This is a genomic window from Amycolatopsis sp. NPDC054798 (assembly GCF_053611505.1).
Genome location: NZ_JBSHAM010000017.1, coordinates 74,950 through 90,983, shown reverse-complemented (window position 1 = coordinate 90,983; position 16,034 = coordinate 74,950). Strand labels below are relative to the sequence as shown.

Here is a 16,034-nt window from a genome sequence, read left to right as displayed (position 1 = left end):
GCAGATTTGCCGGGTCGTGCTACGAGGACGATGCGGACTTTGCCGACGCGTGGCCGACGATCCGCGGGGCGAGGTGGGTGGCGTCGTGGCCCACGTAGCCGATGAGCGCCGAGCCGGCGGTTCGTTGCCAGGGCTGCCCGAGGACGTACAAGCCGGGTGTGGGTGTGATGCCCTCGCGGTGGCGGAGTACTGATTCGTCGAGCGCGCCGGGGATGTCGACCCACGAGTGGTCCCGACGGAATCCTGTCGCCCAGACGACCGCGTCGACGTCGGTGTGCGTTTCGTCGGCGAAGACCGCAGTGCCGTCCAGGGCGTTCGTGAGCCGGGGTGCGAAGCTGATTCCGAGGCGGCGCAGGTCGCGGAGCGAGTGGCCGATCACAGTGCCTTCGCCGCGGCGCATCCAGCGACCTCGCCGGGAGGCCGCGGGTGCGGTGATCAGCCCGGTGCGAGTCTGCCACCAGAAGATGTCACGGCGCAGGATGCGTTGCGGAACATGGACATTGCGGGTTCCGGCCGCGAGCGTCACCGCGGCGACGTCCGGGTCGGCGGCGAGTTCGGCGGCGATCTGCACGCCGGAGTTGCCCGCGCCGACCACTAGGACCCGGCGGCCGCGGAACGGGTCCGGGTCCCGGTAAGCGCTGCTGTGCTGTTGCAGGATTTCGGGTGCGAATGCTTCCGAGAGGGCCGGGACGGCCGGTTGCTGGAACGGCCCGGTCGCGACGACCACCTGCCATGCCCGGATCGGTCCGCGGCTCGTGGTGAGACGGTAGCCGTCGTCGTGACGTTCGAGGGCAGTGACGGCGGTCGACGTCTCGACGGGCAGGTCGAATGTGCCGGCGTAGGTCGCGAGGTAGTCGGCGACCTGGTCTTTCCCGGGGTAGGCATCCGGCGGGCCGGGGAACGGGAGGCCGGGCAGCGCGGCGTATCGCGCGGGGGTGAACAGACGCAGGGACGTCCAGCGATTGCGCCAGACGTGGCCGATGTCCGCGCCCGCGTCGAGGATCACGAAATTCAGTCCCGTGCCGGCGAGTTCGTGTCCGAGAGCCAGTCCTGCCTGACCGCCGCCCACGATGGCGACGTCGTAGCCGGTCATGTCGCCGGGGCGACGGCGCCCAGGATGAGGTCGGCGACGCGGACGAAGGCGGCCATGTCGTCTGGCGGCACGTTGCCGAGGACTGCCCGGGCGCCGCTGTGCCGGCTGTCGTTGATCCACTGTGCGGTGGCGGACCCCTTGGGGGTCAAGGAAACCGCGACGGCCCGCCGATCGCGAGGATGGGGCAGCCTCCGCACCAAGCCAGCGTCCTGCAACTGGTCGACGAGACTGGTGACGTGCCTGGGAGTGCACCGCAGGGCGTCGGCGAGCGCGCGCTGCATCAGCTCGCCGTCACGGGCCAGCACGTAGATCACCTCCGCACGGCTGGAGGTGAGACCTCGCTCAGCCAATGCGCCCTGCATCGTCTCGGCCAGCCGGGCGGCCAGCTCGAAAGCCTTGTCGAACGCCTCCTCCGGACTGCCGACCACCTCATACCCTCCTCCATTTAATGCATAGAGTACATAGTGAGGTGAGTTCAGTAAATGTGCTGCCGGAGCGTCGACGGCGCTGGGCCAGGCACCTGTCGCAGCGGTCACAGTCGACCTCTCGCCGCTGGTCACAGGCCGCATGCACGCACGTCACGACGGGAATGCGGACGCGCCGGTGGGCCGGAAGTGTGACACTATTGGCATAGATCCAGAAAGCTTTGGAGAAGCAGAACGGGATGGTGTCCTCATGTCCGAGAACCCTGGACCGCATGAGGTGTTGTTCGAGCAGTTCGCCCGCGTCGGCAAGGCACTAGGCAGCCCGAAGCGGCTTGAGCTGCTCGACGTGCTGGCTCAGGGTGAACGCAGCGTGGAGGTGCTGGCGCGACGCACCGGGCTGAAGCTGACGACCGCGTCGGCGCATCTGCAGGCGCTGCGGCAGGGCGGGCTGGTGCGGACCCGCAAGGACGGCACCCGCGTGTTCTACCGGCTCGCCGGGGACGAGGTCGCCCGGCTGTGTCTGAGCCTGCACGAAGTCGCTAAGGCGCACCTGGCCGAGACCCGGCAGGCCGCCGACGAGCTTCTGGGAGAGGACGAGGTCGAGGAACTCGGCCGCGACGCCCTGATGGACCGGATCGAAGCCGGTGACGCGCTCGTGCTGGACGTGCGCCCGGAGAACGAGTTCGAGGCCGGGCATATCGCCGGTGCGGTGTCGGTGCCCTTGGACGAACTCGAAGACCGGCTCTCGGAGCTGCCCGCGGACCAGGAGGTCGTGGCCTACTGCCGGGGAGAGTTCTGCGTGCTGTCCTATGAGGCGGTGCGGTTGTTGCGGGCACGCGGGCGCAAGGCCCGCCGGATGTCGGGCGGGATGCTCGAGTGGCGTTCGGAAGGGCGGGCGATCGCCGCGTAGACGCCGGGCCGGCGGGCCTTGTGCAGACAGGGTTTCGGTCACATGAAGTTGCGGGTGTGCAAAGAGGACAGGTCCGCGGCTTCGTCGGCGGGGAAGCCGAGGTGGACCAGCCTCCGCTGACGGCCGTCGTCCATTTCGGACTGGAGCTTCATGACCTTGTCGTAGCCGCGGGCGATCGCCTGCGGCGTCCACTGGCCGGCGGCCATGATGACGAGCGAGTCGAACACGTCCTGGTTGAGCCCGGAGGTGTCGACCAGTGCGTCGTAGCGGCGTTCGACCGCGGACCGGAGCCGTCCCCGCAGCGCCGGGTCTATTTGGGACTGATGCTGCAGGTGGGCTACCCCGAACGCGACGTGGCGGGCCTCGTCGCGCCGCGCGAGGCGGGTGACCTGCCTGGTCACCGGATCCGGAGCGTGTTTGTCCAGGAACTCCAGCAGGTTCAGGAAACTGCCCTCGCCGAGGACCGACAGAAGGAACGAGGCGAGCGAGAACTCGGCTTCGGTCAGCAATGTGGCCAGTGATTCCCGGCCGCTGGCCGAGGACGTGCCCATCTCGCCGCCGCGCAAGAGCGCGCGGCGGGTGAAGACTTCCATGTGACGGGCTTCGTCGGCCGCTTGCACGGCGAGCAGCTGCAGAACCTCCCGGAAGTGCGGGTGGATCCGGCCCAGCAGCCGTGCGGGGATGACCAACGCTGCCTGCTCGTTCTCGATGAGGTAGGTCATCACCTGGACGACCGCTTGCTCCACCTCGGGCGCGAGCGTGAATTCCGCTTTCCAGTCCACTTCGGTGTCGGGGTTCCATTGGGCGGCGGCGGCATGCGCGTAGAGCGAGGGCGCGATCTCGGCCCACACCAGGTCGCGGTGGGTGATGTCGAACGGCGGTGTCGGGCCGCCTTGCTCGATCAGTGCGCCGCGGGCGGCAAGGCCCCAGTCCGGTGCCGGGTCGCTGACGATCCCGCTGGGATGCGGTCCGCCGGCCCGTTGGGCGCCGGCCCACCGGTCGAGGTCGGCGCGGCCGCGGACCACCCAGGCCCGGACGCCGAAGTCGGTGTCGAGTGCCGGGCGGGCGCCGTGCCCGTTCTGGCGGCACCAGGTTTCCAGGTGCACGACCAGCGCGGGGTCGCTGCCGGTGACGCCGAGTTCTTCGCCGGGGCGCAGTCCTCGCAGCGCCTGTTGCACGAGCAGGTGGGCGCCTCGTTCGAAGCTGAGCGTTTCCAGGTCGAGCACGCCGGGCAGTGCGGTGGTCATGGCCGGTACTCCGCGGCGGTGACCCGGCCCTCGGCGTCGTAGAAGGCCTGCTCCCGCACAGCGGCGTCGAGCATGCCGTAGCCGCTGCTGCGCCCTTCGTGCCAGGCGGTGAGCCCCTCCAGGTCGAACAGGGGCCGGACCTCGGGATCGGTGTAGGACATGGACAGCAGCAGCTGGCCGAGCTTGCGGACCTCGTCTTGCGGCGCGTCGTCGACGACGCTGAGATTGCAGTGGTCGTAGGCGGGAGTCTGCGCGAGCACGCGGGTGCTTCCGGCCGGGAGCGTGCCCTCCTTGCCGAAGAGCAGGTGGTTCATGTCGATGATCGCGGCCGCTTCGACTTCACCGGCCAGCAGTGCCCGCGCGGCGTCGCGTTCCCCGCCGATGTGGTCGCCGTGCAGGCCGACGCCCACGTCGAAGCGCCGGACGGTGAGGTTCTCGCCCGGGACGAGCCCTGCCTCCCTCAGGAACGAGCACGGGATCAGCGTGGCCTGCGGGGAGTCGACCGCGCCGACCCCGACAGTGGCGCCCTCCAGATCGGTGACCTTCTCGTAGGGGGAATCGGCGCGGACGATGAAGACCGACGTCAGGTTCCGGTCGGTGTCGCGCATGACCAGCGGCGTGAGCTGCCTGCCGTTGGCACCCGCCAGGCGCTGTGCGCGCAGCCAGGCCAGCGGCGAGTTCCACGCGGCATGGATCCGCCCGGCCGCGAGATCCTCGACCTGGCGTTCGTAATGGGAGTAGAGAATGAAGTCGAACGGCAGCCCCCGGTTTTGCAGCCAGGACCGGAAGCCGTTCCAGATCGTGACGACTTTCGGGTCGTAGGCGACCGCGCCCATCAGCAGAGTCATGCCATCCCCTTTCAGAACAGCGGCAGGCCGAGACTGGCCCGGCCGACGAAATCGCGGAGTGCTTCGGTGGTCGGGGCCATCACCCGGGCCGCCAGCGCGTCGCGGAACTGCCGTTCCACGCCCAGTTCTTTGCGGAACGCGGAGCCGCCGCACAGCCGCATCACCCCGTCGGCGACCTCCGAGGCCGCTTCCGCGGCGACGGCTTTCACCTGCAGAACCCGCAACGTCGCGTCGTCCCGGCCTTCGGCCAGCGCGGCGAGGGTGTCGCGCAGGAAGGCGCGGACCTCGTCGGTGCGGGTCAGCAGCCGCGCGAACCGTTCCCGGTGCTGTGGTTGTTCGGCCAACGTCTGGTCCAGGTGAGAGAGGCGGGTCCCGGTCAGGTGAGCGGACGCCTTCGCGATCAGCGACTGCATCAGGCCGAGGGAGAAGGCCGCGTTCAGGACCAGGAAGTGCGGAAGAGCCGACTGCAGCGCGAGATCCAGGCCCGCGCCGTCGGCGCCGAGCATGGCCGAGGAGGAGACTTCGACCGCACCGGAGACGGGGTTCGAGGCGTTGCCGCGCAATCCCAGCCCGTCGAACTTCCCCCGCACCGTCAGGCCGTTGGCGTCGCTGGAGACCAGCCACAGCGTCATCGGCCCCTCGGCCGTCACCGGACGGCTCGACCACACGTAGCTGTCCGCCTCGCCGGCCGCGGTCACCCAGCTCTTCTGCGCCTCGAGAACGATCCGGTCGCCGCCGTTCGCGGTAGCCGAACTCTGCGGAGCCCAGAAGTGGCTGCGGGAACCTGTTTCGGAGAACGCGAGAGTGCTCAGGTGCCTGCCCTCGCCGATGGCGCGACGGGTGTCGCGGTCGCCGTGGGCTTCGATCAGCGCGGTGGCGGCGTAGTGCATCAGGGCGACCATGGCCGTCGACCCGCACGCCTGCGCCAGCTTCTCGATCACGTGCGCGGCGTCCGCGAGCGAACCTCCGGCTCCGCCGACGTCGCTCGCGCTGATCAGCCCGAGCAGGCCGGCCTTCCCCAGCGCGTTCACGCCGTCGCGGGGGAATTCGCCGGAGCGGTCCACCTGCTCTGCTTGCGGGGCAACGGTTTGCTCGACCACGGAGGCTACTGCGGTCGCATGGTCAAAAGACATCAGGCTTCCTCCCCATCACGCCCTCGGACCGCAACGGCCTCTCGCGTGGCGCCCCCCGGAGAGCGTCCGAACCGCCCAGCCCTCAACGCTTCAATACTCCATGGTTATTTGGACAAAGGTCACCGTATCGAGTACTGCCCCCGCCTGTCCAGGGCCGCTTGGACGGTAGGTAATCGATTTTGCGTGCAGCGTTACCGGATGAGCGTGTCGGCGCGAGGGCGGGGCGGCGCGACCTGGTCGAGTTCGATGCGCAGCCGGCGCTTGCCCGCGCCGCGGGACTGGTTGGCGGCGACGCGCAGCGCGACGACCTCGCGGGTGCTGGCGACGTGCGTGCCGCCGTCGGCCTGCCGGTCCAGGCCGGCGATTTCCACTACGCGGATTCTGTCGAGCCCGGCGGGAACTTGATTGGTTTTCGTGCGGATCAGGTCGGGCCGACCAAGGAATTCGTCCGGCGACAGAAAAGACACGCTCACCGGACGGGCCGCCGCGATTTCGCGGCGCAGCGCTTCTTCGAGGCGGCCGGCGAAGGATTCGCCCGAGACCGTCTCGTCGGAGACGGCCAGTTCGAAGTCGACCCGTCCGCGCAGCGGCTGCATGCTGCGGCTGAGAATGACGCCGCCGTAGTCGCGTCCGACGACGCCTGCGAGCAGATGCAGGCTAGTGTGCGTGCGCATCAGCGCGTAGCGCCGGTCCCAGTCGAGGACGCAGCGCACCTGCTCGCCCTCGCCGGGCAACGGGCCGTCGAGCAGGACGGCGATGCCGTGGTCGTCGCGCTGGAAACCGGCCACCTCGGCCGTTCCCGCCCCGCCGGTCACCGCGCCAGCGTCGGCAGGCTGTCCCCCGGCCCCGGGAAAGAAGGCCATGCGGTCGAGGCGGACGCCGCCGTCGACGCGCTCCAGCACGCGGGCGGCGAACTCCGCCAGATACGGCTCAGTCTGATACAGCAGCGTCGTCACGAGGCGGCCCACCGGGCCCGACCCGCCGCGGAAAACGACCAGCCGTCCGGCACCAGCAGCGGACCGTCCGGCAGCGAATGGCGTGTCGTCAACGCCGACCAGTCGCCGATGCCGGGACGGCCGCTGGCCAGCCAGGCGTCGCACAGGCCTGCCAGGGCCTCGGCCGGCGCGGCGGCACCAGGCCCGGTCGCGTGCACTGCACCTCGGGATTGGACGACCGCCGCGCCGGCAGCGTCCTCGGCCAGGAGAACGGCTGTCCCGTCGGCTGGATCGAGCCCCGCGAAATGCGCCTGTGTCACCCAGGCGCTGCGCGCGGCGAGGAAGAACCACAGGTCGCCGTAGTCCTCCCCGGTCATCGGCGGCAGGACTTGCCTGCTCACCGTCGGCTCGGGGAACGGGCCCGCGGCGAAGCGGGCCGGATGCGCTCCGGGAAACGGCTGGTACAGCGCACCGCCCGCGAGCATGAAATCCGTCCAGGGCCCGACCCCCGTCGCGCGCAGTCGCCCGCGTTCACGACGGAACCTCACGAGCGGGTGCGCGCCGCCGTGGGCGAACGGGGCCAGCACGAACCCGTCCGGATCGAGCTGCTCGACCCAGGCCGGAGGAACGCCGCGGATGCCACAGCTGGCGAGAATGCGGTCGTAGGGCCCGCGGGCGGGATGCCCGGCGTAGCCGTCGCCCACCACCGTCACGACCCCGCCGATCCCGCAGCGCCGCAGCGCCGCCTCGGCGTCGGCGATCACGTCCGGCTGCACGTCGAGCGACACCACCTCGGCGCCGGTGACCGCCTGGATAAGGGCCGCGCCGTACCCGATCCCGGCCCCGATCTCCAGCACCCGCATCCCCGGCGACAGCTCCAGCGCGCCGAGGATCCGCGCCAGCAGCGAAGGCCGCGTGGTCGCGCTGACCAGAGCCCCGCTGTCTTCGTCGACTTTGAACGCCAGCGGATTGTCGCCGTAGACCGCGTCGAGAATCTCGTCCGGAACCGGCCCGCCGGACGGCATCTCGTGCCACCGCTCGTGCCGGAACCGGGTCAGGAAGCAATGGCGGGGCACGGTCGCGAACGCGCGCTCGACAGCGTCGTCGCCGATCGCACCGGCTCGGCGCAGCATCCGCGCGTAGCCGGCGAGCCGGTTCCCGGCCGGCCCGCCGGGGCACCGGCCCTGGGCCGCCGGACCCGTCGTAGGTCGATCATCCATTCGTCCAGTCAAGCCGACAATCTCGCATCGATCCAGAGATATGTGGAATATTGCGAGAGAATCCGGGAGGCAGCCTGCGCGAGGAGTCGGCGAGGGCGGCCGGAGCGGCATGCCGAGCCGCCTCTCCGGCTCCACGCGGGGCGGTCACCAGGTTGTTGCCATGATTCATGGAATTATGGTTCATCACGTGCGGGACCCGTCGCGGGATTCCGTGCTCGCCGGAGCCCGCCGAACCTCGAGGAGCCGTGGTGGTCACAGTGGTCGATGTCCGTGCCGTGCAGCGCCGGACCATCCGGGTCCTGATCGGGGCCCAGATGGTGTTCGCCGTCGTGATGGCGATGGCCTCGCCGGTCGCGGCGCTCCTCGCGCAGCAGATCACCGGGTCGGCCGGACTGGCCGGACTCGCCCAGGCGGCCACCATCGCCGGCGGCATGCTGGCGTCGGTCCCGCTCGCCGAGTTCACCGCGCGCCGGGGCCGGCGGCTCGGAGTGGCCGCCGGGTACCTCGTCGGCGCCGTCGGAGCGGCGGCCGTGGTACTGGGCGGGGTCGTCGCCAGCTATCCCGTCCTCTTCGCCGGGTCGCTGCTGACGGGCACCGCCGTGGCGGCGGGACTGCAGGCCAGGTTCGCTGCGACGGACCTGGTCGAGCCCGAGCGGCGCGGACGGGCGATCGGGACCGTGGTGTGGGCATCCACCGTCGGCGGCGTGGTCGGCCCGTCCCTGGCCGGGCCGTCGGACTCGGCCTCGGCGCTGCTCGGCCTCCCGCAGTTCACCGGCCCTTTCCTGGTGATCGGCGCGGGACTGGTGCTCACCGCGGCCGCGACGTTCGTGTGGCTGCGGCCCGACCCTCTGCTGCTGGCCCGCTCCCTGCGCGGGGAGGTCCACGACCCCCGCGGGCAAGGCGTCCTGCGGACCGCTCGCGCCCTGGCCGGCAATCCCGCCGCCCGCCGCAGCCTGGTCGCGATCGCCGTCGTGCACGCGGTCATGGTCTCGGTGATGAACATGGCGTCGCTGCACCTGCACCACGGGGGCAGCACCTTGCGCGTCGTCGGGTTCGCGATCAGCGTCCACCTGGCCGGGATGTTCCTGCTGGCCCCGGTGTTCGGCTGGCTGTCCGACCGGGTCGGCGGCCGCCGGGTGCTCGGGCTGGGACTCCTCCTGCTCCTGGCCTCCGCCGCGGTTCTGCAGAGCACCAGCGGGCACGACACCGGCCTGGTGATGGGCGGCCTGCTGCTCCTGGGACTGGGCTGGTCGGCGGGATTCGTCGCGGGCTCAAGCCTGCTGACCGCCTCGGTCGAGGAGGAGCTGCGCCCGCGGGCACAGGGTTTCTCCGATCTGCTGATGCAGGCGGCCGCCGCGGCCGCCGGCCTGCTCGCCGGCAGCGTCGTCCAGTTCTGGGGCTACCCCTGGCTGGCGCGCATCTCCGCCGTTCCGGTCGCCCTTGTCGCGATCTGGCACCTGGTCGCGGCGCGGCGCGGCGGCGCCCGCGCGTGAGGCGCCTGCGACCGCTCCGCCCGGCAGACCGGCGTGACCCGGTCGGTCGTCTTCCCTTCGGCCGGAACCCCTGCTACGTTCCTACATCTAGTACTCCATAAAACTTTGGAGAATGGTGATGGTGGCTGCGTCCGAACACGTGAGACTGACCGAGCTGTCCACGGGAGCCGGGTGTGCGTGCAAGCTGCCCCTGGAGAAGCTCGACGATCTGTTCTCGTCGTTCCGCGAGGGCCTGCTCCCGGCGTCGGACGATCTGCTCGTCGGGGCGCTGGACGGCGACGACGCGGCGGTCCTGCGGCTGGACGCGGAACGTGCACTCGTGCTGACCACCGACTTCTTCACGCCGATCGTGGACGACCCCTACGACTGGGGCCGCGTGGCCGCGGCCAACGCCCTGTCGGACGTCTACGCCATGGGCGGACGCCCGCTGATCGCGGTCAACCTCACCGCGTGGCCCGGCGAGGTCCTGCCGATGCGGCTGCTGAACGACGTGCTCCGCGGCGGCGCCGACCTGGCCGCGACCGCGCAGTGCCAGGTCGTCGGCGGGCACACGATCGACGATCCGGTGCCCAAGTACGGCATGGCGGTGCTCGGAATCGCCCATCCCGAACGGCTTCTGGCGATCGACCGGCTCCGGCCGGGCGACCATCTGGTGCTGACCAAGCCGCTCGGCACCGGGGTGATCACCACGGCGTTGAAGCGCGGCGCGGCCGACGACGCTGTGGTGCGCGCGGCCGTGGACTCGATGACCACGCTCAACGCAGCAGCCAGCGAAGCGGCTCTCGAGGCCGGGGTCCGCGCCGCCACCGACATCACCGGTTTCGGGCTGGTGGGACATTTGCACCGGATGCTGCGCGCCAGTGGAGCGGCCGCCGAGATCTACGCCGCGAACGTGCCGCTGCTGCCGGGCGCACTCGAACTGGCCGCCCGGTTCGTTCCCGGCGGCACCCGGGCGAACATGGCCTACCTCGCCCCGGCGGTCGACACCGACGACGGCGTGCCCGCCGATCTCGCGGTGCTGCTGCACGACGCGCAGACCTCCGGCGGCATGCTGCTGGCCGTCCCCGACGACCCGGCCGAACTGATCGCCGCCCTCGCCGCGCGCGGAATCGACGCGCCGGTGATCGGCGAAGTCGTCAACGGGCAGCCTGGCCGGGTGAGCATCCGCGGCGGTGCCGCGACGCGATGACCGGCCTCCGTTCTTCCCGACTGCTCGGTTCCGCACTGCTGGCTGCGGCCTTGCTGGCCTCCGCCGGGTGCGGTGCCGCCCGTTCTTCGGGCCCCGCCGGCGTGCCCGACCCGGTGCGGATAGGGCTGAGCCCCAGCGTTATTCCCGCTCTGCAACGCGAGACCTACCGGCCGCTCGCCCGGTATCTGCATCAGCGGCTCGGCGTCGAGGTGGTCCTCTCGGCACCCGTCGACGAACCCGCGGCGCTGCGGACTCTGCACGACGACACGGTCGACGTGGCCCGGCTCGACGGACTGACCTACGCCGGTGCCGGTCAGACGGACGCCCTCACGCCACTGGTCACGGAAATCGACGCCGAGACCGGAAAGCCGCAGTACCTGTCCGCGCTGGTGACCCGGCACGGCAGCGGCATGCGCAGTGCTGCCGACGTGGTCCGTGCCGGAGCCCGGATCGCGCTCGGAGATCCGCACTCGGCGGCCGGCGGCCTGTATCCCCGCGTCATGCTCGGCGACGCGGGCGCGGCCTGCCCCGGCCAGCCGCCGAGACAGTGCACCGCCCCGGCGGCAACGCTCGCGACCGGGACCGACTACAACACCGCGCACGCCGTGCTGGACGGCACGGCCGGAGCGGGCGGGCTGGCGTTGCGGACTCTGCACCGGCTCGAACGCGACCACGCCCTCCCCGCCGGCGCATTCGACGTCCTGCGCACCCACCCGGTGCCCGGCAGCCCATGGGTCGCCCGCCGCGGGCTCGGCACCGCCGCGCGGGACGCGATCGCCGCCGCGTTCGAGTCGATCTCCGAACCCGGTCTGCTGAACCTTCTGCAGGCACGCGGCTACGTCCGGGCCAGCGCGGCGGACTACCGGGCGCTGCGCGCCGACGCTGAACGCCTCTCGACCGGGGAGGCCACGCCATGACCGCCCCGGACCCGCGCCGCGCACTGCCCAAAGTGGACGTCCTGCTCGCTCATCCGCTGCTGGCCCCGTACCGGGACGAGTGGGGCCGGGCACCGCTCGCGGGCGCCGCGCGGCACGTGCTCGACGCCTGCCGCTCCGCGATCGGCCGCGGGGAACCGGTGCCCGCCTCCGACGTGCTGGCGCAACGCGTCGTCGAGCACCTCGACCTCACCGGCGCACGGCGGGTCCGCGCCGTCGTCAACGCCACCGGCGTGGTGCTGCACACCAACCTCGGCCGGTCTCCGCTCTCCCGCGCCGCGCGCGACGCGGTGCTCGCCGCATCCGGGTACTCCACTGTGGAATTCGACCTCGCCACCGGCGGGCGCGGCAAGCGCGGCCAAGCCGCCCACGCGATGCTGCGCACGCTGACCGGCGCTCCCGGCGCGCTGATCGTGAACAACGCCGCGGCAGCGCTGCTGCTGAGCCTCGGCGCGCTCGCCCGCGGGAAAGAAGTCGTCGTCTCCCGAGGAGAACTCATCGAGATCGGCGGGGAATTCCGGATCCCGTCCATCATGGAGGCCGCGGGCGTCACCCTTGTCGAAGTCGGCACCACCAACCGCACCCATCTGCGCGACTACGCCGAAGCGATCACCGATCGCACCGCGATGGTGCTGCTGGTGCATCCGTCCAATTACCGCATCGAGGGGTTCACGGCCTCGCCGTCGCTGCCGGAGCTGGCCGCACTCGCCCACCGGCACGAAATACCGGTGCTGCACGACGTCGGTTCCGGCCTGCTGTGCGGAACCCTGGGCGAAGAACCCACCGTCGACGACAGCCTCCGCCACGGTGCGGATCTCGTCGTCTTCTCCGGGGACAAGCTCTTCGGCGGACCGCAAGCAGGCATGATCGTCGGCGCAGAGGACCTCGTCGCCAGGCTCGCCCGCCACCCGCTCGCCCGCGCCGTCCGCATCGACAAACTCACCCTCGCCGCACTCGAAGCCACCCTCCTGGCTCATCTGGCCGGCCGCAGAGACCAGGAACTCCCGGTCTGGCAGTCGCTGTGCATGGGCTGGGATGAGCTCTACCCGCGTGCGCAACGACTCGCCGACCGCCTCGGCGTCGGCGCCGAGGTACGGGAAGGAGCCAGCACGCCGGGCGGCGGCAGCCTCCCCGGCCAGACAATCCGAAGCCCGCTTGTGCACGTCGCGCCCCAGAACAGCACCGAATCAGCATTGACGGCCCGGCTGCGCGAGGGCGACCCTCCGGTCATCGCGCGCACCGAGAAAGGCAGGCTCGTCATCGATCTGCGCACCGTCGCAGAAGACGACGACGACATTCTCGCCGCCGCGCTGCAAAGCGCGCTGCGGGCCCGGCCCGGCGCCGGGCCGGCGATCACCGCATCGACAGAAAGCGAGGGCCTGGCCGACCACTTCACCGCATGAGCACCCAGGGAGGTGCGGAGTCCTGGTGGACTCTCCGCGGCCACGCCGCGGAAGGCGTCCTGCGCCTGGCGGGTTCGATTCCCGACCACCTCCGCCACTCGCCCGGTGACACAGAATCCGGCGAATACTCGTGCCCACATTGCGAAAATCGCCCCGCATCCCGAACGCGGAGAATCATTTTCGGCATCCGCACACGATGCGCTACTCCTTTGCGGGCAACCCTGTTCGGACGCTCTTCTCGCGCCCGCGGTCCGCTGCTAACGTCCACTGATACGAATATCCAGTGATTTATGGATAATTCGCGGGCGGCTCCCGGCCGTCACGCGAACCGCTGTGTCGCGAGGAGAAGTCCCATGAGCGCACGGACCGACCCGACGTTCTACCGCACGGCGAGACAGGCCATGTCCGGCCCGCCCGAACGGCACGGCTACGTGGTCACCCTCGACCCCGGCGGAAACCGGCCGGACGCGCTGAGCGTGCTGGACCTCGACCCGGAGTCGGCGACCTACGGGCAGCTGACGGGCCGGCTCGACATGCCCAACGTCGGGGACGAACTGCATCACTTCGGATGGAACGCCTGCAGCGCGCACCTGTGCCCCGGTTCGCCGCACCATCACGCCGATCGCCGCTACCTGCTGGTGCCCGGCCTGCGCTCCTCGCGGATCCACGTGGTCGACACGAAGCCGGACCCGCACCGGCCGCAACTGGTGAAAGTGATCGAACCGGATGCCGTCGCGGCGGGCTCGGGCTACAGCCGGCCGCACACCTTCCACTGCGGTCCCGACGGGATCTACGTCAGCGCCCTGGGCGCGCCCGACGGCTCCGGGCCGGGCGGCCTCTTCCGGCTCGATCACGAGACCTTCGACGTCCAGGGACGCTGGGAGACCGACCGGGGCCCGCAGTACCTCGCCTACGACTTCTGGTGGCACCTCGGGCACAACATCCTGGTCAGCAGCGAGTGGGGCACGCCGGAGATGGTCGAGAACGGGCTCGACCCGCAACGGCTGCTGGCCCACGAATACGGCCACTGCATCCATTTGTGGGACCTGCGGACGGGACGGCACCTGCAGCGGCTCGACCTCGGAGCCGAGCACCAGATGGTGCTGGAGCTGCGCCCGGCGCACAACCCGGAGAAGACGTACGGATTCGTCAACGCAGTCGTGTCCACAAAGGACCTTTCGTCGTCGGTCTGGGCATGGCACCGCGACAACGGTCAATGGGCGATCCGCAAAGTGATCGAGGTTCCCGCCGAACCGGCCGACGCGGACAGCCTGCCCCCGGCGCTGCAGCCCTTCGGCGCGGTCCCGCCGCTGGTCACGGATCTGGTGCTGAGCCTGGACGACCGCTATCTCTACGTCGCCTGCTGGGGAACCGGAGACCTGCGCCAGTACGACGTCTCCGACCCCTTCGCGCCGAAGCTGACCGGCACGATCCGGCTCGGCGGCATCGTCTCGCGCGCCCCGCACCCCCGCGGCGGCCCGCTCAACGGCGCGCCGCAGATGGTCGAACTCAGCCGGGACGGACGCCGCCTGTACTTCAGCAATTCGCTGTACTCGTCGTGGGACGACCAGTTCTATCCCGACGGGCTGCGCGGATGGATCGCCAAGGCCGACATCGCCGACGACGGCCGCATGACCCTCGACGAGAACTTCTTCGTTCCTTTCGAAGGAGAACGACCCCACCAGATCCGCTTGGAGGGCGGCGACTCGTCCTCGGATTCCTACTGCTACTCGTGAACGGGGCCCGGCCCGACCGCCCCGTCTCCACCGCCTGCATCCCTTGTTCGCCGCAACGCAACGGAGCGCCCGACATGGACACCATCATCATGGCCGCGATTCTCGGGATATTCCTCGCCGCGACGAGAAAGTGGTCGCGGCCGAAACTGCTCGGCCTGTGGGCTGTCGCCGTCGTCGCGTGCCTGCTGCTGTTCTGGCATCACGCGACCTCGCCGCTCAACCTCAACTTCTGACCCGGGGAGCTTTGCCATGACTGCGACAGCTGCTGTGTCCGCGCCCGCCCGGACGGGCAACCGCCTCGGCTTCGTCTTGCTGCATATTTACGTCCTGGGCATCTGCGCGGTCCTGCTCGGCGGCTTCCTCGTTCAATTCGGACGCGGCGAGTACCCTTGCCCCCTGTGCATCCTGCAACGGATGTTCATGATGCTGGCCGCTCTCGGACCCGTGTTCGTCATCGCGCGCTCGCGCACCCAGGCCGTCACCACCCGGGACTTCGCAGCCGGGTACGGGATGAGCATCGTGGCCTGCGTATGCGGGGCCGCGGTCTCGGCCCGCCACATCATGCTGCACATCAAGCCGCCGGACCCCGGCTACGGCAGCGCGGTCTGGGGCCTGCACCCCTACACCTGGGCCTTCATCACCTTCACCGTCGCGATCCTGGCCGCCGGCGGCAGCCTGGCGCTCGCGCACGAACTCGAACCGTCGGACAGCCGCAGCACCGTCCTGTCCACGACCGTGCTGTGGATCTTCGGCGCGATCGTGATCGCCAACCTCCTGGCAGTGTTCGCCCTCGAAGGACTGCACTGGTTCCTCCCCGGAGACCCCGTGCGCTACCAGCTCCTCCACGACCTCGGGATCGCCTCCTAGGCGGAGAGGTGCTGCCGCACGCAGTCTCTGCGGTCCATCACCTGGCGCCTGCCGAACGTCTTCGAGTCCCCGCAGACGACCCACGCCGATTGGCCGCCCGCAACCAAATCCGCACGGAGAAGATGAACAAACGCCTGAATTCGCCGCACATGGACCACCACGGGGATAATAGTGCGGCATCGTATCTGCCGAGCACGCAAGCCGTCCTGCGAGAACCGGTGCCGTGCGGCAGTGAAGTCCGGAAACGCAGCCTTCCCCGCGCCAAGATGGGCGACATGCCCGAAGCGGGCCCCAAGCGCCTCCGCCTCACCCCCGCTCCCCTGCCTGGGCGGTACGTTCAGTCAGGGCGAATCGCGGATCTGCGTCGAATCGCGGGAATATACCCAGAAATTCTGAGCTGTCGTCGGCCAACCCGCGCCCAGAAACGGATCATACCCACCAGCGAGGAACATTATTGACAGCCGCGAGCGCACTGTCGGGGAATCGCTTTCCGGCAAGCGCATGAATGACAACCAACGGAAGGGCCAGCGATGACTCACGGCCCTGCGCCGCTTGGCGCGGCAAACAGTGGATCTCCCGTCGGCAGTCGCGCGGTCACGC

Annotated in this window: 15 protein-coding genes and 1 tRNA gene; 9 read left to right on the top strand and 7 right to left on the bottom strand. The window is 70.3% G+C overall.

Features of this window, described 5'->3' with window-relative positions; all coding sequences use genetic code 11:
* Positions 1–19: 19 nt before the first annotated feature.
* Complete coding sequence (locus tag ACWGIC_RS13630) at positions 20–1,093, bottom strand: flavin-containing monooxygenase (RefSeq protein ID WP_452076220.1); 1,074 nt, start codon at positions 1,091–1,093, stop codon at positions 20–22.
* Positions 1,090–1,521, bottom strand: coding sequence for a MarR family winged helix-turn-helix transcriptional regulator (locus ACWGIC_RS13625; RefSeq protein WP_452076219.1), 432 nt, complete (start codon positions 1,519–1,521; stop codon positions 1,090–1,092). Before ACWGIC_RS13625 ends, ACWGIC_RS13630 begins: the two co-directional genes overlap by 4 nt.
* A 247-nt stretch (positions 1,522–1,768) precedes the next feature.
* On the opposite strand from ACWGIC_RS13625, the gene ACWGIC_RS13620 reads away from it, so the two are divergent.
* Positions 1,769–2,428 carry an ArsR/SmtB family transcription factor gene (locus tag ACWGIC_RS13620; protein ID WP_452076218.1) on the top strand — a complete coding sequence of 220 codons (660 nt, stop codon included), beginning with the start codon at positions 1,769–1,771 and terminating at the stop codon, positions 2,426–2,428.
* A 38-nt stretch (positions 2,429–2,466) separates the two neighbouring features.
* Here the strand turns inward: ACWGIC_RS13620 and ACWGIC_RS13615 are convergent, their stop codons facing one another.
* From ACWGIC_RS13615 to ACWGIC_RS13595, 5 genes are all read right to left on the bottom strand, one after another.
* Entirely contained in the window at positions 2,467–3,675 is a 1,209-nt protein-coding gene (locus tag ACWGIC_RS13615) for a ferritin-like domain-containing protein (RefSeq protein ID WP_452076217.1), read from the bottom strand.
* Positions 3,672–4,523 carry a phosphate/phosphite/phosphonate ABC transporter substrate-binding protein gene (locus ACWGIC_RS13610; RefSeq protein WP_452076216.1) on the bottom strand — a complete coding sequence of 284 codons (852 nt, stop codon included), beginning with the start codon at positions 4,521–4,523 and terminating at the stop codon, positions 3,672–3,674. The genes ACWGIC_RS13615 and ACWGIC_RS13610 overlap by 4 nt, the downstream gene beginning before the upstream one ends.
* Positions 4,524–4,534: 11 nt before the next feature.
* Positions 4,535–5,656, bottom strand: coding sequence for an acyl-CoA dehydrogenase family protein (locus ACWGIC_RS13605; protein WP_452076215.1), 1,122 nt, complete (start codon positions 5,654–5,656; stop codon positions 4,535–4,537).
* A gap of 191 nt (positions 5,657–5,847) precedes the next feature.
* Positions 5,848–6,612 carry an alanyl-tRNA editing protein gene (locus ACWGIC_RS13600; protein ID WP_452076214.1) on the bottom strand — a complete coding sequence of 255 codons (765 nt, stop codon included), beginning with the start codon at positions 6,610–6,612 and terminating at the stop codon, positions 5,848–5,850.
* Positions 6,609–7,811: a protein-L-isoaspartate O-methyltransferase family protein gene (locus ACWGIC_RS13595; protein ID WP_452076213.1), complete on the bottom strand. Its 1,203-nt coding sequence runs from the start codon at positions 7,809–7,811 to the stop codon at positions 6,609–6,611. Before ACWGIC_RS13595 ends, ACWGIC_RS13600 begins: the two co-directional genes overlap by 4 nt.
* A 248-nt stretch (positions 7,812–8,059) precedes the next feature.
* Here ACWGIC_RS13595 and ACWGIC_RS13590 point away from each other — a divergent pair, with 248 nt between their 5' ends.
* The 8 genes from ACWGIC_RS13590 (at position 8,060) to ACWGIC_RS13555 (ending at position 15,434) form a co-directional block, all read left to right on the top strand.
* Positions 8,060–9,304, top strand: a complete 1,245-nt coding sequence (locus ACWGIC_RS13590; protein WP_452076212.1) for an MFS transporter — start codon at positions 8,060–8,062, stop codon at positions 9,302–9,304.
* Between the two features lie 118 nt (positions 9,305–9,422).
* A complete protein-coding gene (gene selD, locus ACWGIC_RS13585; RefSeq protein ID WP_452076257.1) occupies positions 9,423–10,493 on the top strand; it encodes a selenide, water dikinase SelD in 1,071 nt (356 codons plus the stop codon).
* Positions 10,490–11,410 carry a phosphate/phosphite/phosphonate ABC transporter substrate-binding protein gene (locus tag ACWGIC_RS13580; RefSeq protein ID WP_452076211.1) on the top strand — a complete coding sequence of 307 codons (921 nt, stop codon included), beginning with the start codon at positions 10,490–10,492 and terminating at the stop codon, positions 11,408–11,410. The genes selD and ACWGIC_RS13580 overlap by 4 nt, the downstream gene beginning before the upstream one ends.
* The gene (gene selA, locus ACWGIC_RS13575; RefSeq protein WP_452076210.1) at positions 11,407–12,831 is read left to right on the top strand and encodes an L-seryl-tRNA(Sec) selenium transferase; all 1,425 of its coding nucleotides are present in this window, start codon (positions 11,407–11,409) and stop codon (positions 12,829–12,831) included. The genes ACWGIC_RS13580 and selA overlap by 4 nt, the downstream gene beginning before the upstream one ends.
* 8 nt (positions 12,832–12,839) lie before the next feature.
* A tRNA-Val gene (locus tag ACWGIC_RS13570) sits at positions 12,840–12,928 on the top strand.
* Between the two features lie 256 nt (positions 12,929–13,184).
* The gene (locus ACWGIC_RS13565; RefSeq protein ID WP_452076209.1) at positions 13,185–14,567 is read left to right on the top strand and encodes a selenium-binding protein SBP56-related protein; all 1,383 of its coding nucleotides are present in this window, start codon (positions 13,185–13,187) and stop codon (positions 14,565–14,567) included.
* Positions 14,568–14,641: 74 nt separating this feature from the next.
* On the top strand, positions 14,642–14,800 hold the full coding sequence (locus ACWGIC_RS13560; RefSeq protein WP_452076208.1) for a DUF5993 family protein: 159 nt from the start codon (positions 14,642–14,644) through the stop codon (positions 14,798–14,800).
* Positions 14,801–14,816: 16 nt separating this feature from the next.
* On the top strand, positions 14,817–15,434 hold the full coding sequence (locus ACWGIC_RS13555) for a disulfide bond formation protein B (protein ID WP_452076207.1): 618 nt from the start codon (positions 14,817–14,819) through the stop codon (positions 15,432–15,434).
* The last annotated feature ends 600 nt before the right edge of the window (positions 15,435–16,034 follow it).

Excerpts from the sequence above, each read along its gene's own strand:
- ACWGIC_RS13630 (WP_452076220.1), bottom strand. The coding sequence starts at position 1,093 with ATGACCGGCTACGACGTCGCCATCGTGGGCGGCGGTCAGGCAGGACTG.
- ACWGIC_RS13620 (WP_452076218.1), top strand. The coding sequence starts at position 1,769 with ATGTCCGAGAACCCTGGACCGCATGAGGTGTTGTTCGAGCAGTTCGCC.
- ACWGIC_RS13615 (WP_452076217.1), bottom strand. The coding sequence starts at position 3,675 with ATGACCACCGCACTGCCCGGCGTGCTCGACCTGGAAACGCTCAGCTTC.
- ACWGIC_RS13610 (WP_452076216.1), bottom strand. The coding sequence starts at position 4,523 with ATGACTCTGCTGATGGGCGCGGTCGCCTACGACCCGAAAGTCGTCACG.
- ACWGIC_RS13605 (WP_452076215.1), bottom strand. The coding sequence starts at position 5,656 with ATGTCTTTTGACCATGCGACCGCAGTAGCCTCCGTGGTCGAGCAAACC.
- ACWGIC_RS13595 (WP_452076213.1), bottom strand. The coding sequence starts at position 7,811 with ATGGATGATCGACCTACGACGGGTCCGGCGGCCCAGGGCCGGTGCCCC.
- selD (WP_452076257.1), top strand. The coding sequence starts at position 9,423 with ATGGTGGCTGCGTCCGAACACGTGAGACTGACCGAGCTGTCCACGGGA.
- ACWGIC_RS13580 (WP_452076211.1), top strand. The coding sequence starts at position 10,490 with ATGACCGGCCTCCGTTCTTCCCGACTGCTCGGTTCCGCACTGCTGGCT.
- selA (WP_452076210.1), top strand. The coding sequence starts at position 11,407 with ATGACCGCCCCGGACCCGCGCCGCGCACTGCCCAAAGTGGACGTCCTG.
- ACWGIC_RS13565 (WP_452076209.1), top strand. The coding sequence starts at position 13,185 with ATGAGCGCACGGACCGACCCGACGTTCTACCGCACGGCGAGACAGGCC.
- ACWGIC_RS13560 (WP_452076208.1), top strand. The coding sequence starts at position 14,642 with ATGGACACCATCATCATGGCCGCGATTCTCGGGATATTCCTCGCCGCG.
- ACWGIC_RS13555 (WP_452076207.1), top strand. The coding sequence starts at position 14,817 with ATGACTGCGACAGCTGCTGTGTCCGCGCCCGCCCGGACGGGCAACCGC.